This window comes from Ochrobactrum teleogrylli (assembly GCF_037482325.1).
Taxonomy (GTDB): domain Bacteria; phylum Pseudomonadota; class Alphaproteobacteria; order Rhizobiales; family Rhizobiaceae; genus Brucella; species Brucella teleogrylli.
Map to the genome: position 1 here is coordinate 3720680 of NZ_JBBHKQ010000001.1, position 20832 is coordinate 3741511.

Below are 20832 nucleotides of genomic sequence, written 5' to 3' on the forward strand. Positions count from 1 at the left end.
GGGCTACTGCAAATCCTGAAACAAAAACGCCGCCTGTAAAGGGCGGCGTTTTTGTTTGTTCAGCCAGCGCGTTGTTGGTGCCAGGCGAGCGCCCGGACGATATCATCGGCCGCGACCTTTCCGATGATGTTGCCATTCTCGACGATGCCGACATCGCCGCTGCTGTCGGCAACGGCATTCATCAGCTCGCGCACCAGCGTTTCCCGTCGCGCTGTGGCCGCAAAGGGGCGAGGGGCGGCGTTACGGTCGAACGGCGTCATGATATCGCCCGCGCGCAGCACGCCAAGCGGATTCATGTGAGCGACGAAATCGGCGACATACTGGTCGGCGGGTTGCAGCAGGATTTCCTGCGGCGTTCCGCATTGCACGATGCGCCCACCCTCCATAATGGCGATGCGATTGCCGATCTTCATGGCCTCATCAAGATCGTGACTGACGAAGACAATGGTTTTCTTTAAGCGCGACTGGAAGGCCAGAAGCTCGTCCTGCAACCGCGTGCGGATCAGCGGATCAAGCGCCGAGAAGGGTTCGTCCATCAGCAGGATCGGCGCGCCGGTGGCAAAGGCGCGGGCGAGACCGACGCGCTGCTGCATGCCGCCGGATAATTCACCGACCTTTCGCTTGGCCCAGTCCTGAAGCCCGACTAGTTCGAGCTGCTGGCGGGCCTTGGAAGTGCGCTCTTCTTTGCCGATACCGGAGATTTCCAGCCCGAAGGCGACATTCTCCTCGACGGTGCGCCAGGGCAGCAGGCCGAATTGCTGAAAGACCATCGAAACAAGTTCGGTGCGCAGATGGCGCAGCGTGTTGCGATCCGCCTTGCCGACGTCGATGCCCCGGTCGCCATCCCGCACCGTGACGCGGCCGCGCGAAATCGGGTTGAGCCGGTTGATGGCGCGCAGCAGCGTGGACTTGCCGGAACCGGACAGGCCCATCAGAACAAGGATTTCGCCTTCCTCGATATTCAGCGTGCAGTTGTGCACACCCAGAACATGGCCGGTTTCGGCCTGAATCTGGGATCGCGTTGCACCGCGATCAGCAAGCGCCAGCGCATTATCCGTGTTCTTGCCGAAAATGATGCAGACATCTTCAATTGCGATAATGGTCATCCGCGATCTCCTATTTCTCGCGCCCAGCGCGGAAGATGCGGTCGAGCACAATGGCGACCACGACGATGACAAGGCCAGCCTCGAAGCCGAGCGCGGTGTTGACCGAGTTCAGCGCGCGGACGACCGGAACGCCAAGACCATCGGCCCCCACGAGAGCGGCGATAACCACCATCGAAAGCGACAGCATGATCGTCTGGGTCAGGCCCGCCAGAATTTGCGGCATGGCATAGGGCAGCTCAATCTTCCAGAGAAGCTGGGACCGGGAAGCGCCGAAGGCTTCGCCAGCTTCGATCAAGGAGGATGGCGTGGACGAAACGCCGAGATGTGTCAGACGCACCGGCGCGGGCAGAACGAAAATGGCTGTGGCGAGCAGGCCGGGCACCATGCCAATGCCGAAAAAGACGATGGCCGGGATCAGATAGACGAAGGTGGGCAGCGTCTGCATCAGATCGAGCACCGGTCGCATGGCCGCGTAAAGCGTCGGACGATGCGCTGCGGCAATGCCGAGCGGAACGCCGATGGCCATGCAGAGAACACAGGACGAAAGCACAAGCGTCAGCGTTTCCAGCGTGCGGTCCCAGTAACCCTGATTGAGAATGAACAGAAAGCCCAGGATCGTCAGCACGACCACCGAAATGCGGCGCTGGATCAGCCAGGCAATCACTGCGAATATGGCGATCAGCAGCAGCGGGTGCGGCAGTTTCAGGACGAAAAGCAGGGCGTCGATCATGCTTTGCATGACCGCTGCCAGCAGGTCGAAAAAGCCACCCATATTGTTCGTCAGCCAGTCAACGACCGTCTTTGCAGTCGGTCCAACCGGAATTTTATAGTCCGTCAGCCAGTTCAACGATGAAGTCTCCTGCTGCGTGCCTGAGTATCTACAGATGGAAAGGCCGCGGGTTTAACCGCGGCCTGCGAGTGCTTCACATCAAAGGCCGAGGGCCGATTTGACGGCAGGCAGACCATCCTTGCCGTCAACCGTCGTCACGCCTGCGAGCCACTTGTCGAGCGCAGCGGGATTGGCCTTGAGCCAGTCGGTCGCAGCCTTCGAAGGCTCTGCGCCATCGTCCAGAATCTTGCCCATGATCTCGTTTTCGAGGTCGAGGTTGAATTCGAGATTGGTCAGGAACTTGCCGACATTTGGGCATTCCTGCGTGTAGCCTTTGCGCACATTGGTTTCGACCTTGGCGCCGCCGAGGTTCGGACCGAAGAAGTCATCGCCGCCGGTGAGATAAGTGATCTCGAAGCGCTTGTTCATCGGATGCGGTTCCCATGCGAGGAACACAACCGGCTCTTTGCTCTTGATGGCGCGCGCAACCTGCGCAAGCATGCCCTGTTCGGAGGATTCCGCCAGTTCGAACGACTTCAGGCCGAAAGCGTCCTTGTTGATCATGTCAAGGATCAGGCGATTGCCGTCATTGCCCGGCTCGATGCCGTAGATCTTGCCGCCGAGCTTGTCCTTGAAGGTGGCGATATCCTTGAAATCCTTCAGGCCTTCGTCGGCGGCATATTTCGGCACGGCAAGCGTATACTTCGCGCCGGTGAGGTTGGTACGCAGCGTCTCAACGCTCTTGTCATCGAGATAAGGCTTCAGATCAGCGCTCATGGAAGGGTTCCAGTAGCCGAGGAAGACGTCGATGTCCTTCTTGCTCAGCGACGCATAAGTCACCGGCACGGATAGAACCTTGATATCGGTCTTGTAGCCGAGGCCTTTGAGAATTTCGGTCGCAACCGCAGTTGTCGAGGTGATGTCGGTCCAGCCGACATCGGAAAAGCGCACGGTCGAGCAGCTTTCCGGTTCGGCCGCGAAGCTGGCAGCAGGTGCCGCGAGCATTGCCGTTCCCGTGGCAAGCGCAGCAAAGGCAAGCGTATAGGTCAGTTTCATTGTTCTCTCCATTTCCGGGCCGTTTTGACGGTTTGCTTATTTTTCCGGTTCCGGCTTTAGCAAACACCAAAGATTGCGCCGTTCAAGTACCACAGCGGCGAAAATATTCTCGATTGCGACGTCTGTCTCTTTTGTCGTGATGAGAACGAAAAAATATCCCGCACTTTTACCGGAACGGCTCCAAGTTGCGCCATGTTACGGATCGGCCCCCCGGTTTCAACCCTGTCGCGCCAAAATGCCGGATAAAATCAGTTGGATGAGCGATCGCGGTTGTCGAAAAGACGGGCGCACTCTATTTGAAGAGGAACAGCGTTTCTTGCTCGCTGCATTTCGGGAAACGGCGTTTTTTACGACGGCCCGACGCGCGAGCGAGAATAGTTCGAAGCCCCGGAATTGCGGGCCAATGGAAGGATGATTGATAGTGTGGAATGCAGTACGGGCCGTTTTCTCCTTCCTTGGTCGCATGATTGCGGGTTTGGCCCGGCTGATAGCCGTTCCACTGGCCGCTTTATGGCGGGTTTATCTGAAGTTCGGAATATTGTGGAAAGCCGTGATTGGCGTCGTCGTGGTCGGTCTGGCCGCGCTCTATATTTATTTTATCTGGCAGACTCAGGTCTGGACCAATTTCGACCCGGACTATCCGGCAAAGTATAGCTATCAGACGGCGAACACGCCGGGCGAGGAAGTGAACTCGACGCCTGCCGTCGCGCCGGAGCCAGCACCTTCCACCGCGCCCGCGACCGAGAACAGCAATCAGCCATCTGCTGAAACACCGGCGGCAAGCCAGCCGGTTCAGGCGGCGCAGATACCGTCATCGGCCCGCAAGTGCTCGCGTTCGGCGATTGCCGAGGTTGCCGCCGACCTTACCGATTTCAACGTGAACCAGAATGCGTGGATTTCTTCCATGCTGCTCTACAAGACCGGTTTCTTCGGTCTGGACTGGGATCGCACACCGTTCCTCGATAATAAGGCTTCGTTCCAGCGCGGCATCAATGCCGCTGTGCGCCGCACGGCGATTGAACTGGTGGACAATATCGGTCGTCTGCGCGGCACGTCGCAGATTGATGGCGATCTGCAAAAGGCCCGTGGCAATCTGCAGTTTGCGGAGGATTCCTGGTATTTCGGCCTGAGTCCGTTCGGCCCCAAGACCCCGACGCCCAGCTATTATCGCTCGGCGATCAAGGATCTGCGTTCGTTCAACACGCGTCTTGAAAACTGTCAGGCGACCTTTGATGCCCGCGCCGACAATCTAATCCAGTTTGTCGATCGCATCGCCAGCGACCTTGGTTCGACGTCCGCAATTCTCAAGGACCGGGCGGAAAACTATCATAATGGCTGGTTCGACACCCGTGCGGACGACCGTTTCTGGTTCGCCTATGGCCAGCTATACGCCTATTACGGCCTGCTCCGCTCGGCGCATTCCGATTTCCGCGGCGTTTTGGCCGAAAAGCACCTTGATGGCGTGTGGGACGAGATGGAAAAGCAGATGCGCTCGGCGCTCGACATGCAGCCTTTCATCGTTTCCAACGGTAGCCCGGATGCATGGTTTACACCGTCGCATCTGACCACGATGGGCTTCTATATCCTGCGCGTTCGTTCCAATCTGGTCGATGTGAAGCAGGTTCTGGAGCGCTGACGGGCAATGGAACTGCCTCCGATTTTGCGTCAGGCGGTGGATGCCGCGCTTGAGGGCGTGGCATTGGCCGATCTCAAACGCGCCTCCGATCTTCTGTCGCGCCGCTATCGGGCGGAGACCCGGGACGGTCGCCTGCATATTTCCGACGATCTGGCCGCGAAGGCCTATCTGGCGGCGCGTCTGCCCGCGACTTATGCGGCGGTGCGGGCCAGTCTCGACAGCGCTGCGGAAGTCTGCCCGGATTTCGCGCCGCAATCCATGCTTGATGTCGGGGCAGGGCCAGGGACGGCCCTGTGGGCAGCCCGTGGATGCTGGCCGTCGCTTGAAAACGCCACGATGATCGAGGCAAGCCCGGCCATTCGCGCGGTCGGCAGCAGCCTTGCCGGAAACAGTGGCTTTGCATCGCTCAACTGGCGGGCGGGCGATGTGGTGAGGGAAAAGCTCGATTTTCCGCAGGCCGATCTCGTCACCATCGCCTATGTGCTCGATGAACTGGCCCCCGATGACCGTCGCAAGCTGGTTGCGCAGCTTTGGGCGTCCACGCGGCAGATGTTCGTGATTGTCGAGCCGGGAACACCTGCGGGCTGGCAGCGCATTCTCGATGCCCGCAGGGCGCTGATCGAGCTGGGTGCTGTGATTGCCGCGCCCTGTCCGCATCAGCTGGAATGCCCGCTGGTCGCACCGGACTGGTGCCATTTCTCGCGGCGTGTGGCGCGTTCGCGCATTCACCGCATGACCAAGGATGCGGAAGTGCCGTGGGAAGATGAGAAATTCATCTATCTGGCGGCAGTGCGCCAGCCGTCCGAGGCGGTTGAAGCGCGGGTCATTGCGCCGCCGCGGGTCGGTGGCGGCAAGGTTTCAGTGAAGCTCTGCAAGGGTGACGGAACAGCGGAAGAGCGCCTGTTCACCAAGCGCGATGGCGATTTCTTCCGCTGGGCGCGCCGCGCCGATTGGGGCGACGCTTATCTTGAAGAGCCTGCGCGTTAGGAAGCCTGTAGCACCACACGCGGGGCAGGGCGGTTGATGATGAACACCATCGCCGCCGCCGCAAGGCACATGGCGCCAGCCAGAACGAGCGCCGGCGTATAGCTGTCATAGTCGGTGCGGACGAATCCCGCAAAACCGGCAGCCGCTGCCGCGCCGATCTGGTGTCCGGTGAACACCCAGCCAAAGACCAGACCGGCCTTTTCCGGGCCGAAACGTTCGGCGGCGAGCTTTACAGTTGGCGGCACCGTTGCGACCCAGTCCAGACCGTAGAAGACGGCGAACAGCGCCAGTTCATAGACCGAGAAGTCGGTGAAGGTCAGATAGATCAGCGATAGGCCGCGCAGCGCATAGAACCAGAACAGCAGCCAGCGATTGTCGAAACGGTCCGACAGCCAGCCGGACATGATCGTGCCGATCAGGTCGAATGCTCCGATGACGGCAAGGATACCAGCCGCACCGACCGGCGCGATGCCATAGTCGCCGCAAAGCGTGATCCAGTGGGTCTGGATGAGGCCGTTTGTCGAAAAGCCACAGACGAAGAAGGTCAGGAACAACACCCAGAATGTGGCCGTGGACGATGCTTCACGCAGGGTGACGAGTGGCGAGGCGAGCATGGCGCCAAAACTCTTCTTCGGTTCCGGCGCGGGCAGCGGTGCCGTGCGGCCATAGGGCTTGAGGCCGATATCTGCCGGGTGATCGCGCATCAGTGCCAGAACCAGCAGCAGTGCAACGGTCAGAAACCCGATGACGATGGTGAGCGATGTGCGCCAGCCGATGGTCTGGCTGACACTGGCGAGGATCGGCATGAAGACGAGCTGGCCAGTTGCATTGCTGGCCGTCATCAGGCCAACAACGAGGCCACGGCGCTTTTCAAACCAGCGCGCGGCAACGGTCGCGCCCAGCACGAGTGCGGTCATGCCGGTGCCGACGCCGATGACGATGCCCCAAAGGCCCACCATCTGCCATTCCTCAGTCATGAAGATGGAGCCGACGAGGCCGCTGGCGATCAGGATCAGCGCTGCGGTTACAACGCGGCGCAGGCCGAACTGGTTCATGAAAGCGGCGGCGAAAGGACCCATCAGGCCGAACAGAACCAGACGCAGTGCCATGGCGAAGGAGATATTGGCGTTGGTCCAGCCGAACTCGCGCTGGAGCGGTTCGATCAATATACCTGCCGAACCCATGGCGGCAGCCGTTGCCAGCATGGTCAGGAAGGTGATGGCGGCGACAACCCATCCGTAATGGATGTTTCTCTGTTCGAGAACGCGTGCGAGGCGGGCAGATATCATCTTGAGCGCTTTCGGTTAGGACCATTTTTGCAAAAATGGCCACGGATAGGAAGGCGAGCAGCGGCGTTCGTAGCGATCACAGCCCGCTCCGTCATTGTTTCCAGTCAATTTTAAGTAGGGGATCGCGTCCAACGACTTCAGAGTGCCTGAAGCAGCGCCTGCAACTGTTCGACCCCGTCATTTCCAAGTTTGGTCTCGATTTCTTCCTGGGCTTTGTCCCAGAGGGGACCGCCACGGGCGAGAAGGTCCCGGCCCGTATCGGTCAATCTGATATTGGTTTCGCGGTGATCCTGACCGTCGCCGGGCTCGATCAGGCCCATCCGCTGCAGCACCTTGGCATTGCGCCCCATGGTTGAACGATCAAGCTCCGCCATGCGCGCCAGTTCGGTGATCGACAGCGTTCCCGCACGGTCGAGCCGACGCAGCAGACTGAACTGTGCGACATTGATGCCAAGCGGTGCCAGCGCCTCGTCATAGATGGCCGAGGTCTTGCGTGATGCCTGACGCAGAAGGATGCAGAAACAGGAATGTGCCATGATGCGGGTATATACCCGTAATCATCTTTTGACAAGCACTCTCTTGCAGGGAAGGTGATGATCCTGACAGCAGCTGACCGCGATAAGCGGCCTTTTAAACCGCGATATGCGCGGTTTCCTTGACTTCTTCCATGACGGCATAGGTGTGCGATTCCCGCACACCGGGCAGCGAAAGCAGCGCTTCAGAGAGAAAACGACGATAATGGTCCATATCGGAAACGCGGGCTTTGACGAGATAGTCGAAGCCGCCCGCCACCATATGGCATTCCAGAACGTCGGGATTGTTGCGCGTAAAAGTCGCAAAGGTCTCGAAGACTTCCGGCGTCGTGCGGTCGAGTTTGATCTCGATGAACACAAGCATGGCGCGGTCGAGCATCTTGGGCGACAGCCGTGCCGAATAGCCCAGAATGTAGCCTTCGCGCGTCAGGCGCTTGACGCGTTCGGCTGTGGCTGTCTGCGAGAGATTGATGCGATCGGCAAGCTCGGTATTGGTCAGGCGCCCGTTCTCCTGAAGGGCCTGCAGGATATTCCGGTCCATGGCATCAAGGTTCTTCATGCGTGTGTCCCCAAATGGTCGCCTGTTCGTGGCGACTCTTTTCTTCATGCATTCATTCTGAATTAAGTCACGGGAATGAATCTGAAATCGGGGCTGGGCGCAAGACGAAACTTGGTGGAAGGCCGACAAATTTACGGGGGCAGTCGCGGCTTGTGTCAAATACGAACAGGTAAGATCGAATCAATTACTAGTTGCCAAGAATATGCAACCCATGGTAGTGTTTAGCCATACTAAAAATCGTATTACACTTATAAATTTAGTCATTTGGGGGGCGTGGAGCCTCGTTGTGATCAGGCAAGGCACCCCGCTTCCTTGTCTGTATGTCCTCATTAAGGACAGGGAAAAGTCCGGACCTTCCGTGGTGTCCGGACTTTTCTTTTGCCCGCTGCGCAGGTCTAGCAATAATTCTGACAGGTGTATGCCTGACAGAATTATCAGGTATCGCATTGCTGCCGCCGTGGAAAAAGCGGGCTTGAAATTTTCCGGTTGCAAGGGGCGGGGCGGAGCGCTAACACTAGCGCCCATGAACATTTCGCACATTCGCATCAACGGTTGGTGGTGGGCTCGCTAAAAGCGGCCACGCAGGCGTTTGCGCATATGCGTTCAGGAGACAGGGCCGCTGGGATTATCCGGGCGGCCTTTTTGTTTGGCTGCCCGAATGGGACCGAAGCCCGGAAATATTCGAAAAACCAAAGCAATTGGGATTAGCCGACCATGAATGCGAAGATAGCGGATAGCGAGATATTTCAGCACGAAACGGCCGGCGGCATAGTCGTCGAGCGCGTGCGCCATCTCACTGCGTATAAGGGCGCCATCGAAACCTACATCGATGTGCTCAATGAAAGACGCGGTGCAGTGTTCTCGTCCAATTACGAATATCCGGGCCGCTACACGCGATGGGATACGGCAATCGTCGATCCGCCGGTGGTCATCACCTCGCGCCAGCGCACCATGCGCATCGAGGCATTGAACGCCCGCGGCGTGATCCTGCTGCGCCCCATTCTGGAGACCGTGCAGGCCTTGGGCGAAGTGACGGTGGACGCCTCCACCGAGGACCGCATCGAACTGACCATCGCGGAGCCGACAGGCGCATTCACCGAAGAAGAGCGCTCGCGTATGCCTTCGGTATTTACCGTACTGCGCGCCATTGTCGGGCTTTTTTTCTCGGAAGAAGACGCCAATCTCGGCCTCTACGGTGCTTTCGGCTATGATCTGGCGTTCCAGTTCGATCCGATCCAGTACAAGCTGAAGCGCCCCGAAACCCAGCGCGATCTGGTGCTGTTCATTCCCGACGAAATCTTCGTCGCCGACCATTACGCCGCACGCGCTTGGGTGGATCGCTATGAGTTCAGCTGCGGCGGGTCTTCCACGCATGGTCTGGCACGGGCAACGCCTTCCGAGGCGTTCAAGCCATCGGAGCGCACCTTGCCGCGCGGCGATCACAATCCGGGCGAATACGCAAAGCTCGTCGAGCGCGCCAAGGATAGCTTCAAGCGGGGCGACCTGTTCGAAGTGGTGCCGGGCCAGACTTTCTATGAGCGCTGCCACACCGCACCGTCGGAAATCTTCCGCCGCCTGAAGACGATCAATCCGTCGCCCTATTCCTTCTTCATCAACCTTGGAGAAAACGAATATCTGGTCGGCGCATCGCCGGAAATGTTCGTGCGCGTCAATGGTCGCCGCATCGAGACCTGTCCGATTTCGGGCACGATCAAGCGCGGCGAGGACGCGATTTCGGATTCGGAGCAGATCCTGAAACTGCTCAATTCCAAGAAGGATGAATCCGAACTGACCATGTGTTCGGATGTGGATCGCAACGACAAGAGCCGCGTCTGCGAGCCGGGTTCGGTGCGGGTGATCGGTCGCCGCCAGATTGAAATGTATTCGCGCCTGATCCACACGGTCGATCATATCGAAGGTCGCCTGCGCGACGGCATGGACGCCTTTGACGGCTTCCTCAGCCACGCATGGGCTGTGACCGTGACCGGCGCGCCGAAATTGTGGGCGATGCGTTTTCTGGAAGAAAACGAGCGCAGCCCGCGCGCGTGGTACGGTGGCGCCATCGGCATGATGCATTTCAACGGCGACATGAATACCGGCCTGACGCTGCGCACCATTCGCATCAAGGATGGCGTGGCTGAAATCCGCGCCGGTGCGACGCTGCTGTTCGATTCCAACCCGGAAGAGGAAGAAGCCGAAACCGAGCTGAAAGCATCGGCGATGATCGCGGCTGTCCGCGAGGCACAGAAGAGCAATCAGATCGCGGAAGAACGCGTTGCCGCCAAGGTGGGCGAGGGCATCTCGGTCCTGCTGGTGGATCACGAAGATTCCTTCGTGCATACGCTGGCCAACTATTTCCGCCAGACGGGCGCAACCGTTTCGACGGTGCGTTCGCCGGTGGCCGAGGAGATTTTCGACCGCGTCAATCCCGATCTCGTGGTACTGTCGCCCGGACCCGGCTCGCCGCAGGATTTCGACTGCAAGGCAACCATCGACAAGGCCCGCAAGCGCGAACTGCCAATCTTCGGCGTCTGCCTTGGGCTGCAAGCGCTGGCTGAAGCCTATGGCGGCACACTGCGCCAGTTGCGCATTCCGATGCACGGCAAGCCGTCGCGCATTCGCGTGTCGAAGCCGGAACGCATTTTCTCCGGTCTGCCGAAGGAAGTGACCGTTGGACGCTACCACTCGATCTTTGCCGATCCGGAGCGTCTGCCGGACGATTTCCTCGTCACGGCGGAAACCGAAGACGGTGTGATCATGGCTTTCGAGCATAAGAAGGAGCCGGTGGCGGCTGTTCAGTTCCACCCGGAATCGATCATGACGCTCGGCCATAATGCCGGTATGCGCATGATCGAAAATGTGGTCACGCATCTGGCGGGCAAGCATAAGAAGCGTCGCAGCAACTACTGACCAGGCCCGTAATCGTCAGCATACTCAACCGGTCGCAGGCATCCTGTGGCCGGTTTTGTTTTGGGGTGTCGAAGGCGCATTTTCGCTGCTTGCTGTAGCAACTCATTTGCAACTGTAATGCCTTGCATTTGCAGAAGAAAATTAAATGCGATAACTAAAAAAACAGGGGTACGAACTTGGACCAAACTGGGCTATAGAGCGGTCATTAAAATGCTATTGCATAGGACTTGACCGGCTTCGGGAAGTTATCCCGGGTTCGAGTCGATACGCATGAGTGATGGGCCTTGAATTGGCCAATTCCCGATTTTCGGGCCGTAATTAAGACAAATCGAAGGTTCGTCATGGACGCGAGTGCAAGAGTTCGGCGGCTAGCCGCTTGGTCGATTCCGGTTGCTCTGGGAGTGATGGGTCTGAAATATGTGGCCTATCTGCTCACAGGCTCCGTGGCCCTTTATTCGGATGCGCTCGAATCCATCGTCAATGTAATTGCGTCCATGGGCGCGTGGTGGGCGATCAGCGTCAGCTATAAGCCCGCCGACGAAAACCACCCCTTCGGCCATCATAAGGCGGAATATATATCGGCTGTTGTTGAAGGCGTGCTGATCAGTGTCGCGGCGCTGTTGATCTTTCGGGAAGCCTGGTTTGCACTGGAAACGCCACGCCAGCTCGAAGAGCCATGGCTTGGCCTTGGCATCAACGCTGTCGCTGCCGCCATCAACGCTGTTTGGGCGATGCTGCTGATCCGCATCGGGCGCAGCGCGCGCTCCCCGGCGCTGGAAGCCGATGGCAAGCATATCATGACCGACGTTGTCACCTCGGCTGGCGTGCTGGCTGGCTTGGTTGGGGCGGTCGTCACCGGCTGGGCGATACTTGATCCACTGCTCGCCATTGTCGTGGCGCTGAATATTCTGTGGCAGGGCTGGCATGTGATCAATTCGTCGGTGCAGGGCCTGATGGATATTGGCGTCGAGCCTGTCGAAGAAATGCGCATCCGCGATGTCATTTCGGCCAATGCCGCCGGCGCCATCGAAGTGCACGACCTGAAAACCCGTATTGCCGGACGCGTCACCTTCATCGAGTTTCATCTGGTTGTCGCAGCCGACATGAGCGTTGGCGATGCGCATGTGATCTGTGACCGCATTGAGGATGCGCTGAAGCAGCAGATCAGTAGCGCCCGCGTGGTGATCCATGTCGAGCCGGAGGACGAAGCGAAGCTGCCTTTGGGGACAAGTGCTGTGCCGTTCGCCTGATTTAAAAACAGGTATGACTGAGGCAGCTGTCGTAAATCCATCTTGCGTCGGCCAAATCGCGCGTGTAAAAGCTTGACCATGATGACGAAGAACGCAACATCTCTGGAACATTCGGCTGCCGCCACTGGCGCGCGCGTCGATGTTTGCGTTCTAAACTCGCTTCTTACCCTCGGCCTTAGCGGCGATCGCCGGGCTCGTTGAAGGAGCGTCCGGCGGTCGAAAACGGTCCCGCTGGCCTGTGCTCCTTTTCAGAAAACCCTTATAATCGATCATGAATATCCGTGCTTGACGAGCTGTAATGCCGTCCAGAAGCCGGGAGGAAACGAGAAATGAACCAGTCCGTTATCACGCCGCAATCCGCAGCCGAAGCCGACCGTAAAGGCATGCGGGACGCAGCCACCAAATATTCGCCATTCCCGGCGCCGAAGCTCGATGACCGTACCTGGCCATCGAAGCGGATCGAAAAGGCGCCGATCTGGTGTTCGGTCGATTTGCGCGACGGCAATCAGGCGCTGATCGACCCGATGGGCCACGACCGCAAGGAGCGCATGTTCCGTTTGCTGGTCGATATGGGTTTCCCGGAAATCGAGATCGGCTTTCCATCTGCATCGCAGACGGATTTCGACTTCTGCCGGTGGGCGATTGAACAGGGCAATGTTCCGGACGAACTGGATTTGCAGGTCCTGGTGCAGTGCCGCCCGGAACTGATCACCCGCACATTTGAGGCTTTGGAAGGCGCAAAGACGCCGATCATCCATTTCTACAATTCCACCAGTGAATTGCAGCGCCGCGTGGTTTTCGCCAAGGATGTGGGCGGAATCAAGCAGATCGCGACCGATGCCGCCAAGATGATCATGGATATGGCTGCCAAGGCAGGCGGCGGCTATCGCTTCCAGTATTCGCCGGAAAGCTTTACCGGCACGGAACTGGATGTGGCGCTGGAAATCTGCAATGCGGTCATCGAGATCGTGAAGCCGACAGCGGACAACAAGCTGATCGTCAATCTGCCGTCCACGGTGGAAATGAACACGCCGAATGTCTATGCCGACCAGATCGAATGGATGTGCCGCAATCTCGACAATCGCGAAAACCTGATCATTTCCCTGCATCCGCACAATGACCGCGGTACGGGCATCGCTGCGACGGAACTGGGCCTGATGGCCGGTGCCGACCGCGTCGAAGGCACTTTGTTCGGCAATGGCGAGCGCACCGGCAATGTGGACGTGGTGACGCTGGCGCTGAATATGTACACGCAGGGCATCGATCCCGAGCTGGATTGCACCGACATCAATCGGATGAAGGATGTCTATGAATATTCGAACCAGCTGAAGATCGCGGAGCGCCACCCCTATGTCGGCGAGCTGGTCTATACCGCCTTCTCCGGTTCGCATCAGGATGCGATCAACAAGGGCATGAAGGCGCGCAAGTCGGCCAATTCGCCGGTTTGGGAAGTGCCTTATCTGCCGATCGATCCGCAGGATGTGGGCCGCTCCTATGAAGCGATCATCCGCATCAATTCGCAGTCGGGCAAGGGCGGTATCGCCTATATCCTGCAGGCCGATTACGGCTTGAACCTGCCGCGCAATCTGCAGGTCGAGTTCCGCGAAATCATCCAGCAGATCACCGACGACGAAGGCAAGGAATTGCCGTCGAAGCGCATTCATGAAGAGTTCCAGAAGCTCTATGTGACGCAGTCCGATGCCCGCATCAAGTTCGTGGATCACCACACCATTCCCGATCCGGAACAGAAGGGCCGCCGCATTCTCACCGCCGAAATCACCGATAACGGCGTGACGAAGAATATCGAAGGTAAGGGCACCGGTCCGATCGACGGTTTTGTCGACGCGCTGTCCAAATATCTCGGCGTGAAAATGTCGGTTGTGGATTATTCCGAACATTCGCTCCAGCAGGGATCGGACGCATCGGCCATCTCCTATGTCGAAATGGCGCATCCGGGTGGCAAGCTGTTCGGCGCGGGCATCAATGACAATATCGTCAGCGCCTCGCTGGAGGCCATTGTATCGGCGGCTAACCGCGTGATCGGCAAATAGGCCGAACGTCTGTACGAGTTGAAAAGGCGGCCATTGGCCGCCTTTTTCATGTGTAGAGTTCCTGTTCGGAGATCTTGAAAATGCGCTCGCTCACCTCTTCAATGCCGTGCTGTTCCCACAGGCAATACCAGCCGCCGTCCGGTTTGCGGTCGATGTTGAAAATATTGTAGCGGGCAGGGGGCTTGTGGCCGCCATAGTTCTGGCTGGCCGACGGGACACAGATCACCGGTACTTGGCCGTTCGGTCCGTCGATTTCATATTTCGTCGCCAGGTGGGTGTGGCCGTGAATGACCAACTCCGCGCCGTGCTTTCGAATGATCTTCTGAAAACGGCGGATACCGTATAGGCGCTTGTGGGTCGGCGTTGCGCCGTGGATCGGCGGATGGTGGATCATCACAACCCGGAAAAGCCCGCGCGCGCCTGCCTCATCCAGTGCTGCGGCGAGGCGTTTGGCCTGCGCGGAGCGGAAATCACCGCTCGCCATGAAGGGTGCTGTGGCGCGCGCCGACGAGACGCCGATCATCGCGACATCATCGCGCACCCGTATATAGGGAAATTGCGGCCGCTTGCCCTTGTTGTCGATGCCGTCGCCGCGCATCCACGGCTCCCATTTGCGGCAGGACCGGTCGAGTGCGCCGGGCACATAGGCGTCGTGATTGCCGGGCACGACCGAAACATCGTCGGGATTGCCCAGCTTCGACAGCCAGTCGGCGGCGATGTCTATTTCCAGATTGAGAGCCAAATTGACCAGATCGCCGGTGACGGCAATATGATTCGGCGCTTGCGCCAGCATGTCGGCTACAAGTTTATCGAGTACCGTTCCATGCATTGCACCCTTGCGGTTGCGCAGCCAATTGATATAACCAGTGATGCGCTTTGATGCCAATTCGCGATATCTCACACGCGGCAGTGGCGAAAGGTGGATATCGGAGATGTGAGCGAGGCGAAACATAAGGCCCGTTTACTGGATAATTTCTGAAATAGAAACCGTATTTAGCGACTTTTTGTTGATGCGATTGCTGCATTGATAGCTGCATATAATGTTTGCTGGAGAGTCGGAATGCGCTTTCGTCATTTTATATTTCATTCATATTTTCTTTTGCGACGCCCCATGACCCTTGGGGTGCGGGCAATTGTGTATGATGAAAAGAATAACTCGGTTTTTTTAGTGAGACATACTTACGTGCCGGGTTGGCAGTTACCAGGCGGCGGTGTTGATAGTGGGGAGACTTTTCAACAGGCGCTGGAAAAAGAACTGCGGGAAGAAGGTAATATTATCCTGAAAAGTCGCCCGCAACTTCTTGCTCTTTACAAGAATGCCCATGCTTCGCCACGCGATCACGTTGCACTTTATGTATGCCGTTCCTTTGAACAACTTGCGCCCAAAGAGCCGGATAGAGAAATCGCCGAAAGCGGTTTCTTTCCTCTGGATGATCTACCAGAAGGCACCACGGCCTCCACCAAGCGGCGCTTGCAGGAAGCGCTGTATGATCTGGAACCGCTGCCGATGTGGTAATACCACTGGCGCCCAGCGTTATTGTTTGATTCTGAGCGGGGATACTGAGTAATACTTTGGTATAAAGGGCGCGCAGTGCGCGCCCTTTTTAATAGCACTGAATTAAAAGCGGTAGGTAATACCCGTACCGATCAGCCAGGGATTGAGCTTGGCCTTGCCGCTCAATTCCTGCCCGCCGACGGTGACGTCGAATTTCGGTTCGAGGAACAGCTTCTTCACGTCGAAGTTCAGGCCCCAATGTTCGTCGATCATATAATCGACACCAAACTGGAGCGCGCCGCCAAACGTGTTCTTGACCTTCAGATAATCCGCGCTGCCCGCATCCTGATTGTAGAAGATCGTATAGTTGACGCCTGCACCGACATAAGGCTTGAACGCGCCGAAATTGGTGAAGTGGTACTGTAGCGTAAGCGTCGGTGGCAGAATCCACGTTTTGCCAACCTTGCCCAGACTGCTGATCGAGCCTGCGCCATTGATATTGGCATAGGTCGTGCCGAGAATGAGTTCGGCGGCGATATTGTCGGTGAAATAATAGGTGATATCGAGTTCCGGCGTGATCGACTTGGAATAGTCGAGATCGGAACCCGGAACGCCGTTCACATGACCCTTGTTTTCCGCAATCACGCCGAGCGCACGCACGCGAATCTGCCAGGGTGAAAGCGCTTCAGGCACCGCCTGAATTTCAGAGGCCGGCGGGGCGACCACACTATCGGCGGCAAAGGCTGCCGGTGCGGCAAAGGCCAGCGCGGTTGCTGCGAGCAGCCCTTTCGCAAAACGGTTCATCAAATCTCTCCTTGGTCACGGTCTCAGTCTTGGATTTCGTCCTTGGGGGATGCATCCAATCTGAACTGCGTCGCCTCGCGCCCCATTGATCGAGATCAAAGGGGCACGAGAGAATGAGAGAGAGCTGAATTAGGAATCCTGACTGTTGCAGGAAAGGCGCAGTGCGGGTCGGAAGGGTTAGCTCTTTGAAAACCGATCCCGGTCATGCGGGGCGGTAAAGTCTATCTCAGGGCCTGTTGGCACAATGCCGGTCGGGTTGATCGTCTTGTGACTGCGGTAATAATGGCCTTTGATGTGCTCCATATTCACCGTCGAGGCAACGCCCGGCACCTGATAAAGCTCGCGCGTATAGTTCCACAGGTTCGGATAATCGGCGATCCGGCGTAGATTGCACTTGAAATGGCCGACATAGACCGGATCGAAACGCAGCAGCGTCGTGAACAGACGCCAGTCTGCTTCCGTCAGGCTTGAACCCGTCAGGTAGCGCTGGCGGGACAGCCGGTCCTCCAATGTGTCGAGTGCGGCGAACAACTGCTTGAACGCTTCCTCATAAGCATCCTGCGAGGTGGCGAAGCCTGCGCGGTAAACGCCGTTATTGATATTGGGATAGATGAAATCGTTGAGCGCATCGATCTCAGCGGCCAGCGCGTCCGGGTAGAAGTCGAGCGAGGCATCGCCGAATTCATTGAACGCTGTGTTGAGCATACGGATGATTTCTGACGATTCGTTGGAAACAATCGTCTGGCGCTGCTTGTCCCACAGAACCGGCACGGTAACGCGACCGGAATAATTCGGATCGGCGCGGGTGTAGATTTCATAAAGGCGCTTGGAGCCGTACAGATCATCACCGGTGCTGCCGGTGGTGCCGTAAAAGGTCCAGCCTTCTTCCACCATCAGATAGTCCACGACCGAAACTGAAATGACATCTTCAAGCTTCTTCAGCGCGCGGAAGATCAGCGTGCGATGTGCCCATGGGCACGCATAGGAAACATAAAGATGGTAGCGCCCCGGTTCAGCCTTGAAGCCGCCTTCGCCAGTTGGGCCAGCGCTGCCATCGGCGGTTACCCAGTTGCGGAATTGCGATTTCGAGCGCTCGAAGCGGCCTTTTGTGCTTTTGGTGTCGTACCAGACATCCTGCCACTTGCCATCGACCAGAAGTCCCATGTGATTTCTCCTTTTGGAACTCAAAATAGAGCGAAACCGGCGATTTTACAGCACGACAAGTCGTGAACAGTGCGTCACGCTGCCAAAAAGAGAAGCAGAAACTGCCAATTTGAAAAAAATGGTTTTACCGCTGCTCATTTTGGTGTAATGGGGTTTCCAATTTGCGATCATCCAAAGGTTAGGTCGCCCAGGAGACACGTAATGGAAATGCTTTTCATCCGACGATGAAACTCAAACCGCGCTGCGAGCGCGGCGTGCATTCCATTGACCTGACGGTCCCCGAAGTCTCCAATTGTGATCTTAAGCCCATGCAGCAGCTTGAACTGACCTACGCGCAGGAATGCCCGGCGCACGACATTGAAATCGAAGCCATCAATGCCGAAGCTTTCGGACCGGGACGCTTTACCCGCGCCGCGCATTTCATCCGCGAAGGTGGCCCGCATGATCTGAATCTTTCCTTCGTTGCCCTGATGGGCGGCATCGTGGTGGGTTCGGTACGGCTGACGCCGGTCGTGATCGGCAAGACGCCAGCGCTTCTGCTGGGTCCGCTTGCCGTGCGGCCGGAATGGAAGAAGCGGGGCATTGGCGGCACGCTGATGCGTCTATCGCTGGAAGCGGCGACGAAGTCCGGTCACAAGCTGGTTATTCTGGTCGGTGACGAACCTTATTATGGTCCGTTCGGCTTCAAGATGGTGCCTTCTGGCACCATGGTCATGCCAGCGGCGGTCGATCCGCGCCGGATGCTCGCCTGCGAACTCACCCCCGGCGCCGCAAGCGGCGTCAGCGGCATTGTGCGCCACGCCAACCGGGCCTGATTTCAGTTCAGCGAAAACGTTTGCTTTTCCCCTCATCCTGAGAAGCCGTCGAAGACGGCGCATCATCCTGAGATTTTCGAAGGATCGAAGGAGAGGGGAAATCAGCGCGTGCCCTCGCCCTTCGACACGGTGCTTCGCACCTGCTCAGGATGAGGGGGCAACGGGGGTGTCAGACGAGGAACGGTGCGTGAGGACGGATTACCGCCCTTCGCGATACCACATGCCACCGAACACAAGCAGCAGGGCAGCGAGCGCCAGGAAGCCGGAGAATAGTGGCAGACGGTTCACGCTTTTCAGCTGCGTATCGGCGGTTTCGCGCAGGCCGATCCAGTCATTGCCGCTGGCGGTACGATTGGCGGCGACAGCCGTAATCGCTGGCACCCGCACTGCGCTGTCGGCGCTTGCATGAACCCGATAGACCGACCCGCCGGTCGCCTCGGCGAGCGGCTTCAGACGATCCACCGTCGAAATGCTGTCGGCAAATTCCGGCGCATCGACGGGCCCGACATGGGCCAATGTTTCCAGATCGCCATTCCTGATCCGGAAGACACCGATTTCGTCGGTCTGCAACGACCCTTCGAACAGCCCCGGCTTGCTCTGGGCGAGATTGACCGGCAATTCCTTGCCCGAAGGCGTGCTGACGGTCGCGGTGCCGGGATTGTCGCCCATGGTCTGGCGGCGGATGGAAAGCACACGGCCATTGCCTGCTGCGGTGAGCGCTTCTTCTTCCAGCTCCGGCTCCTGCATCAGCCAGTGGGCGATGCGGCGATAGAGCGCCGCATAGGGACCACCGCCCTCAAAACCGCGCGCCCATAGCCAGCCCTGATCGGACAGGAACATGCCGACGCGGCCTTTCCCGACGCGGTTGAGAACGAGAAGCGGCTTGTTGTCGGCACCGCTCATCACCGTTTCACCCTGCGGCGCGGTGATGTCGATGGTGCGGAACCAGCGGCTCCAGCGTGGTGGCTCCTGCTCGCTGCCGTCCAGACCGCGCGTGACGGGATGGCGTTTGCCGAGATCGGTCAGGCGCGGATAGAACGCCTTTTCGGTTACAGTGCCGGTCGGCATGGCGGGCAGGGCGTTATAAAGCGGTGTGCGGGCAATCGACATTTCGCCCGCATATTCCGGCCCGGCAGCGACCAGCAGCGCGCCGCCGTTTTCCACATATTGCGCGATGTAATCGTAATAGAGCAGCGGCAGCACGTCGCGATGCTGGTAGCGGTCCAGAATGATGAGATCGAACTCGTTGACTTTGTCCACGAACAGCTCACGCGTCGGGAAGGCGATCAGCGACAATTCGTTGATCGGCGTGCCGTCCTGCTTTTCCGGCGGGCGCAAAATGGTGAAGTGGACGAGATCGACCGCAGCGTCGGATTTCAGCAGATTGCGCCAGGTGCGCTCGCCATTATGCGGCTCGCCGGAGACGAGCAGCACGCGCAGATTTTCGCGAATGCCGTCAACGGTTGCAACCGCACGGTTGTTGGAGTCGGTCACTTCACCGGGAATTCCAGGCGTAGCGATTTCAACGATATTCACACCAGCGCGGGGCAGGGTGATGGTGACAGGCGTTTCCTGTCCCACCTGCGCTTCTTCCTGCGAAACCGCTTCGCCATTGACGCGGATTTCCACGCGAGCCGGGCTGCCGAGGTCTTTGCCCTCATCAATGACCGTGAACGACATTTCCAGCGGTTTGCCGCTGATGCCATAGCGCGGGGCCTTGTTGAAGCGGATACGACGGTCGAATTCGTCCGGCTTGCCGGTCACCAGCGCATGCAAAGGCGCGTCGAAGCCCAGCGCATTCTTGTTGGCGGGGGTATCGTGCACCTGCCCATCGGTGATCATGATCGCGCCTGCAACACGCGTGGGCGGTACGTCGAGCAGGGCGCGGGCCAGCGGCCCAAAAAGCCGCGTCGCATAACCGTCCTCGTTTTCGCCCGGCTTGCCGGTTTCCACCACGCGCATTTCGAATTGCGGCATGGTGGCAAGCTGATCCTGCACGGCTTTCAGCGCGGCATCGGTATCGGCGCTGCGCTGGCCCAGTTCCTGGCTCTGGCTGCGGTCCACCACCACGGCGACAACGCTTTTCAGCGGCTCGCGTTCTTCATTGATGACAACGGGGTTGAACAGCGCCAGCGCCAGCGCCGCGGCGGCCAGAAGACGGATCAATCCCCCGCGCATGCGCAGGGCGACAGTTGCCAGCACCAGCAGCGCCAGTGGAACCAGAATGCCAATGAGCCACGGCGTGGAAAGGAACGGTTCGAATTCGATGTTCATGCCCGCCTCCTATCGCCGTAGGTTCCTATCTTTACGGGCTGCAACGCTCCCCCCTCATCCTGAGGTGCGGAGCG

The 20832-nt window shown here is 58.3% G+C and carries 17 protein-coding genes; 7 read left to right on the forward strand and 10 right to left on the reverse strand.

The window, feature by feature from the left end; genetic code table 11:
* Positions 1-59: 59 nt before the first annotated feature.
* The 3 genes from choV to WIX40_RS17445 form a co-directional block, all read right to left on the reverse strand.
* The gene (gene choV, locus WIX40_RS17435; protein WP_171318512.1) at positions 60-1106 is read right to left on the reverse strand and encodes a choline ABC transporter ATP-binding protein; all 1047 of its coding nucleotides are present in this window, start codon (positions 1104-1106) and stop codon (positions 60-62) included.
* Between the two features lie 10 nt (positions 1107-1116).
* Positions 1117-1953, reverse strand: a complete 837-nt coding sequence (choW, locus tag WIX40_RS17440) for a choline ABC transporter permease subunit (RefSeq protein ID WP_109369530.1) — start codon at positions 1951-1953, stop codon at positions 1117-1119.
* 81 nt (positions 1954-2034) lie between these two features.
* A complete protein-coding gene (locus tag WIX40_RS17445) occupies positions 2035-3003 on the reverse strand; it encodes a choline ABC transporter substrate-binding protein (RefSeq protein WP_109369529.1) in 969 nt (322 codons plus the stop codon).
* Positions 3004-3406: 403 nt separating this feature from the next.
* Between WIX40_RS17445 and WIX40_RS17450 the strand changes: the two genes are divergently transcribed.
* Positions 3407-4627 carry a DUF2333 family protein gene (locus WIX40_RS17450; protein ID WP_109369528.1) on the forward strand — a complete coding sequence of 407 codons (1221 nt, stop codon included), beginning with the start codon at positions 3407-3409 and terminating at the stop codon, positions 4625-4627.
* A 6-nt stretch (positions 4628-4633) separates the two neighbouring features.
* Positions 4634-5614, forward strand: coding sequence for a small ribosomal subunit Rsm22 family protein (locus WIX40_RS17455; RefSeq protein WP_339440874.1), 981 nt, complete (start codon positions 4634-4636; stop codon positions 5612-5614).
* Here WIX40_RS17455 and WIX40_RS17460 read toward each other — a convergent pair.
* The 3 genes from WIX40_RS17460 to WIX40_RS17470 form a co-directional block, all read right to left on the reverse strand.
* Positions 5611-6903, reverse strand: a complete 1293-nt coding sequence (locus WIX40_RS17460) for an MFS transporter (protein ID WP_109369526.1) — start codon at positions 6901-6903, stop codon at positions 5611-5613. The genes WIX40_RS17455 and WIX40_RS17460 overlap by 4 nt on opposite strands.
* A 137-nt stretch (positions 6904-7040) precedes the next feature.
* Positions 7041-7439 (reverse strand): MarR family winged helix-turn-helix transcriptional regulator, encoded by a 399-nt coding sequence (locus tag WIX40_RS17465; protein WP_109369525.1) that lies wholly within the window; start codon positions 7437-7439, stop codon positions 7041-7043.
* 94 nt (positions 7440-7533) lie between these two features.
* Positions 7534-7995, reverse strand: coding sequence for an Lrp/AsnC ligand binding domain-containing protein (locus tag WIX40_RS17470; protein ID WP_078338776.1), 462 nt, complete (start codon positions 7993-7995; stop codon positions 7534-7536).
* Positions 7996-8709: 714 nt separating this feature from the next.
* Between WIX40_RS17470 and WIX40_RS17475 the strand changes: the two genes are divergently transcribed.
* The 3 genes from WIX40_RS17475 (at position 8710) to leuA (ending at position 14206) form a co-directional block, all read left to right on the forward strand.
* Positions 8710-10905, forward strand: a complete 2196-nt coding sequence (locus WIX40_RS17475; RefSeq protein WP_339440876.1) for an anthranilate synthase component I — start codon at positions 8710-8712, stop codon at positions 10903-10905.
* Positions 10906-11246: 341 nt separating this feature from the next.
* Positions 11247-12155, forward strand: a complete 909-nt coding sequence (locus tag WIX40_RS17480) for a cation diffusion facilitator family transporter (RefSeq protein ID WP_339440877.1) — start codon at positions 11247-11249, stop codon at positions 12153-12155.
* 329 nt (positions 12156-12484) lie between these two features.
* A complete protein-coding gene (leuA, locus tag WIX40_RS17485) occupies positions 12485-14206 on the forward strand; it encodes a 2-isopropylmalate synthase (protein ID WP_171318514.1) in 1722 nt (573 codons plus the stop codon).
* A gap of 46 nt (positions 14207-14252) precedes the next feature.
* On the opposite strand, the gene WIX40_RS17490 is transcribed toward leuA, so the two are convergent.
* Entirely contained in the window at positions 14253-15158 is a 906-nt protein-coding gene (locus WIX40_RS17490) for a metallophosphoesterase family protein (RefSeq protein WP_339440879.1), read from the reverse strand.
* Between the two features lie 108 nt (positions 15159-15266).
* Between WIX40_RS17490 and WIX40_RS17495 the strand changes: the two genes are divergently transcribed.
* On the forward strand, positions 15267-15722 hold the full coding sequence (locus tag WIX40_RS17495; RefSeq protein ID WP_109369520.1) for an NUDIX domain-containing protein: 456 nt from the start codon (positions 15267-15269) through the stop codon (positions 15720-15722).
* A 102-nt stretch (positions 15723-15824) separates the two neighbouring features.
* Here WIX40_RS17495 and WIX40_RS17500 read toward each other — a convergent pair whose 3' ends face one another.
* On the reverse strand, positions 15825-16505 hold the full coding sequence (locus tag WIX40_RS17500) for an OmpW/AlkL family protein (protein ID WP_109369519.1): 681 nt from the start codon (positions 16503-16505) through the stop codon (positions 15825-15827).
* 177 nt (positions 16506-16682) lie between these two features.
* On the reverse strand, positions 16683-17669 hold the full coding sequence (locus WIX40_RS17505; protein WP_339440880.1) for a glutathione S-transferase family protein: 987 nt from the start codon (positions 17667-17669) through the stop codon (positions 16683-16685).
* A 308-nt stretch (positions 17670-17977) separates the two neighbouring features.
* Here WIX40_RS17505 and WIX40_RS17510 point away from each other — a divergent pair, with 308 nt between their 5' ends.
* Positions 17978-18484, forward strand: a complete 507-nt coding sequence (locus WIX40_RS17510) for a GNAT family N-acetyltransferase (RefSeq protein WP_109370280.1) — start codon at positions 17978-17980, stop codon at positions 18482-18484.
* A gap of 198 nt (positions 18485-18682) precedes the next feature.
* On the opposite strand, the gene WIX40_RS17515 is transcribed toward WIX40_RS17510, so the two are convergent.
* The gene (locus tag WIX40_RS17515; protein WP_339440881.1) at positions 18683-20758 is read right to left on the reverse strand and encodes a hypothetical protein; all 2076 of its coding nucleotides are present in this window, start codon (positions 20756-20758) and stop codon (positions 18683-18685) included.
* Between the last annotated feature and the right edge of the window lie 74 nt (positions 20759-20832).

Bases quoted from the DNA above. Each gene is read 5' to 3' on its own strand.
- choV (WP_171318512.1), bottom strand. From the start codon at position 1,106: ATGACCATTATCGCAATTGAAGATGTCTGCATCATTTTCGGCAAGAAC.
- WIX40_RS17445 (WP_109369529.1), bottom strand. From the start codon at position 3,003: ATGGAGAGAACAATGAAACTGACCTATACGCTTGCCTTTGCTGCGCTT.
- WIX40_RS17455 (WP_339440874.1), top strand. From the start codon at position 4,634: ATGGAACTGCCTCCGATTTTGCGTCAGGCGGTGGATGCCGCGCTTGAG.
- WIX40_RS17460 (WP_109369526.1), bottom strand. From the start codon at position 6,903: ATGATATCTGCCCGCCTCGCACGCGTTCTCGAACAGAGAAACATCCAT.
- WIX40_RS17465 (WP_109369525.1), bottom strand. From the start codon at position 7,439: ATGGCACATTCCTGTTTCTGCATCCTTCTGCGTCAGGCATCACGCAAG.
- WIX40_RS17470 (WP_078338776.1), bottom strand. From the start codon at position 7,995: ATGAAGAACCTTGATGCCATGGACCGGAATATCCTGCAGGCCCTTCAG.
- WIX40_RS17475 (WP_339440876.1), top strand. From the start codon at position 8,710: ATGAATGCGAAGATAGCGGATAGCGAGATATTTCAGCACGAAACGGCC.
- WIX40_RS17480 (WP_339440877.1), top strand. From the start codon at position 11,247: ATGGACGCGAGTGCAAGAGTTCGGCGGCTAGCCGCTTGGTCGATTCCG.
- leuA (WP_171318514.1), top strand. From the start codon at position 12,485: ATGAACCAGTCCGTTATCACGCCGCAATCCGCAGCCGAAGCCGACCGT.
- WIX40_RS17490 (WP_339440879.1), bottom strand. From the start codon at position 15,158: ATGTTTCGCCTCGCTCACATCTCCGATATCCACCTTTCGCCACTGCCG.
- WIX40_RS17495 (WP_109369520.1), top strand. From the start codon at position 15,267: ATGCGCTTTCGTCATTTTATATTTCATTCATATTTTCTTTTGCGACGC.
- WIX40_RS17500 (WP_109369519.1), bottom strand. From the start codon at position 16,505: ATGAACCGTTTTGCGAAAGGGCTGCTCGCAGCAACCGCGCTGGCCTTT.
- WIX40_RS17505 (WP_339440880.1), bottom strand. From the start codon at position 17,669: ATGGGACTTCTGGTCGATGGCAAGTGGCAGGATGTCTGGTACGACACC.
- WIX40_RS17510 (WP_109370280.1), top strand. From the start codon at position 17,978: ATGCAGCAGCTTGAACTGACCTACGCGCAGGAATGCCCGGCGCACGAC.
- WIX40_RS17515 (WP_339440881.1), bottom strand. From the start codon at position 20,758: ATGAACATCGAATTCGAACCGTTCCTTTCCACGCCGTGGCTCATTGGC.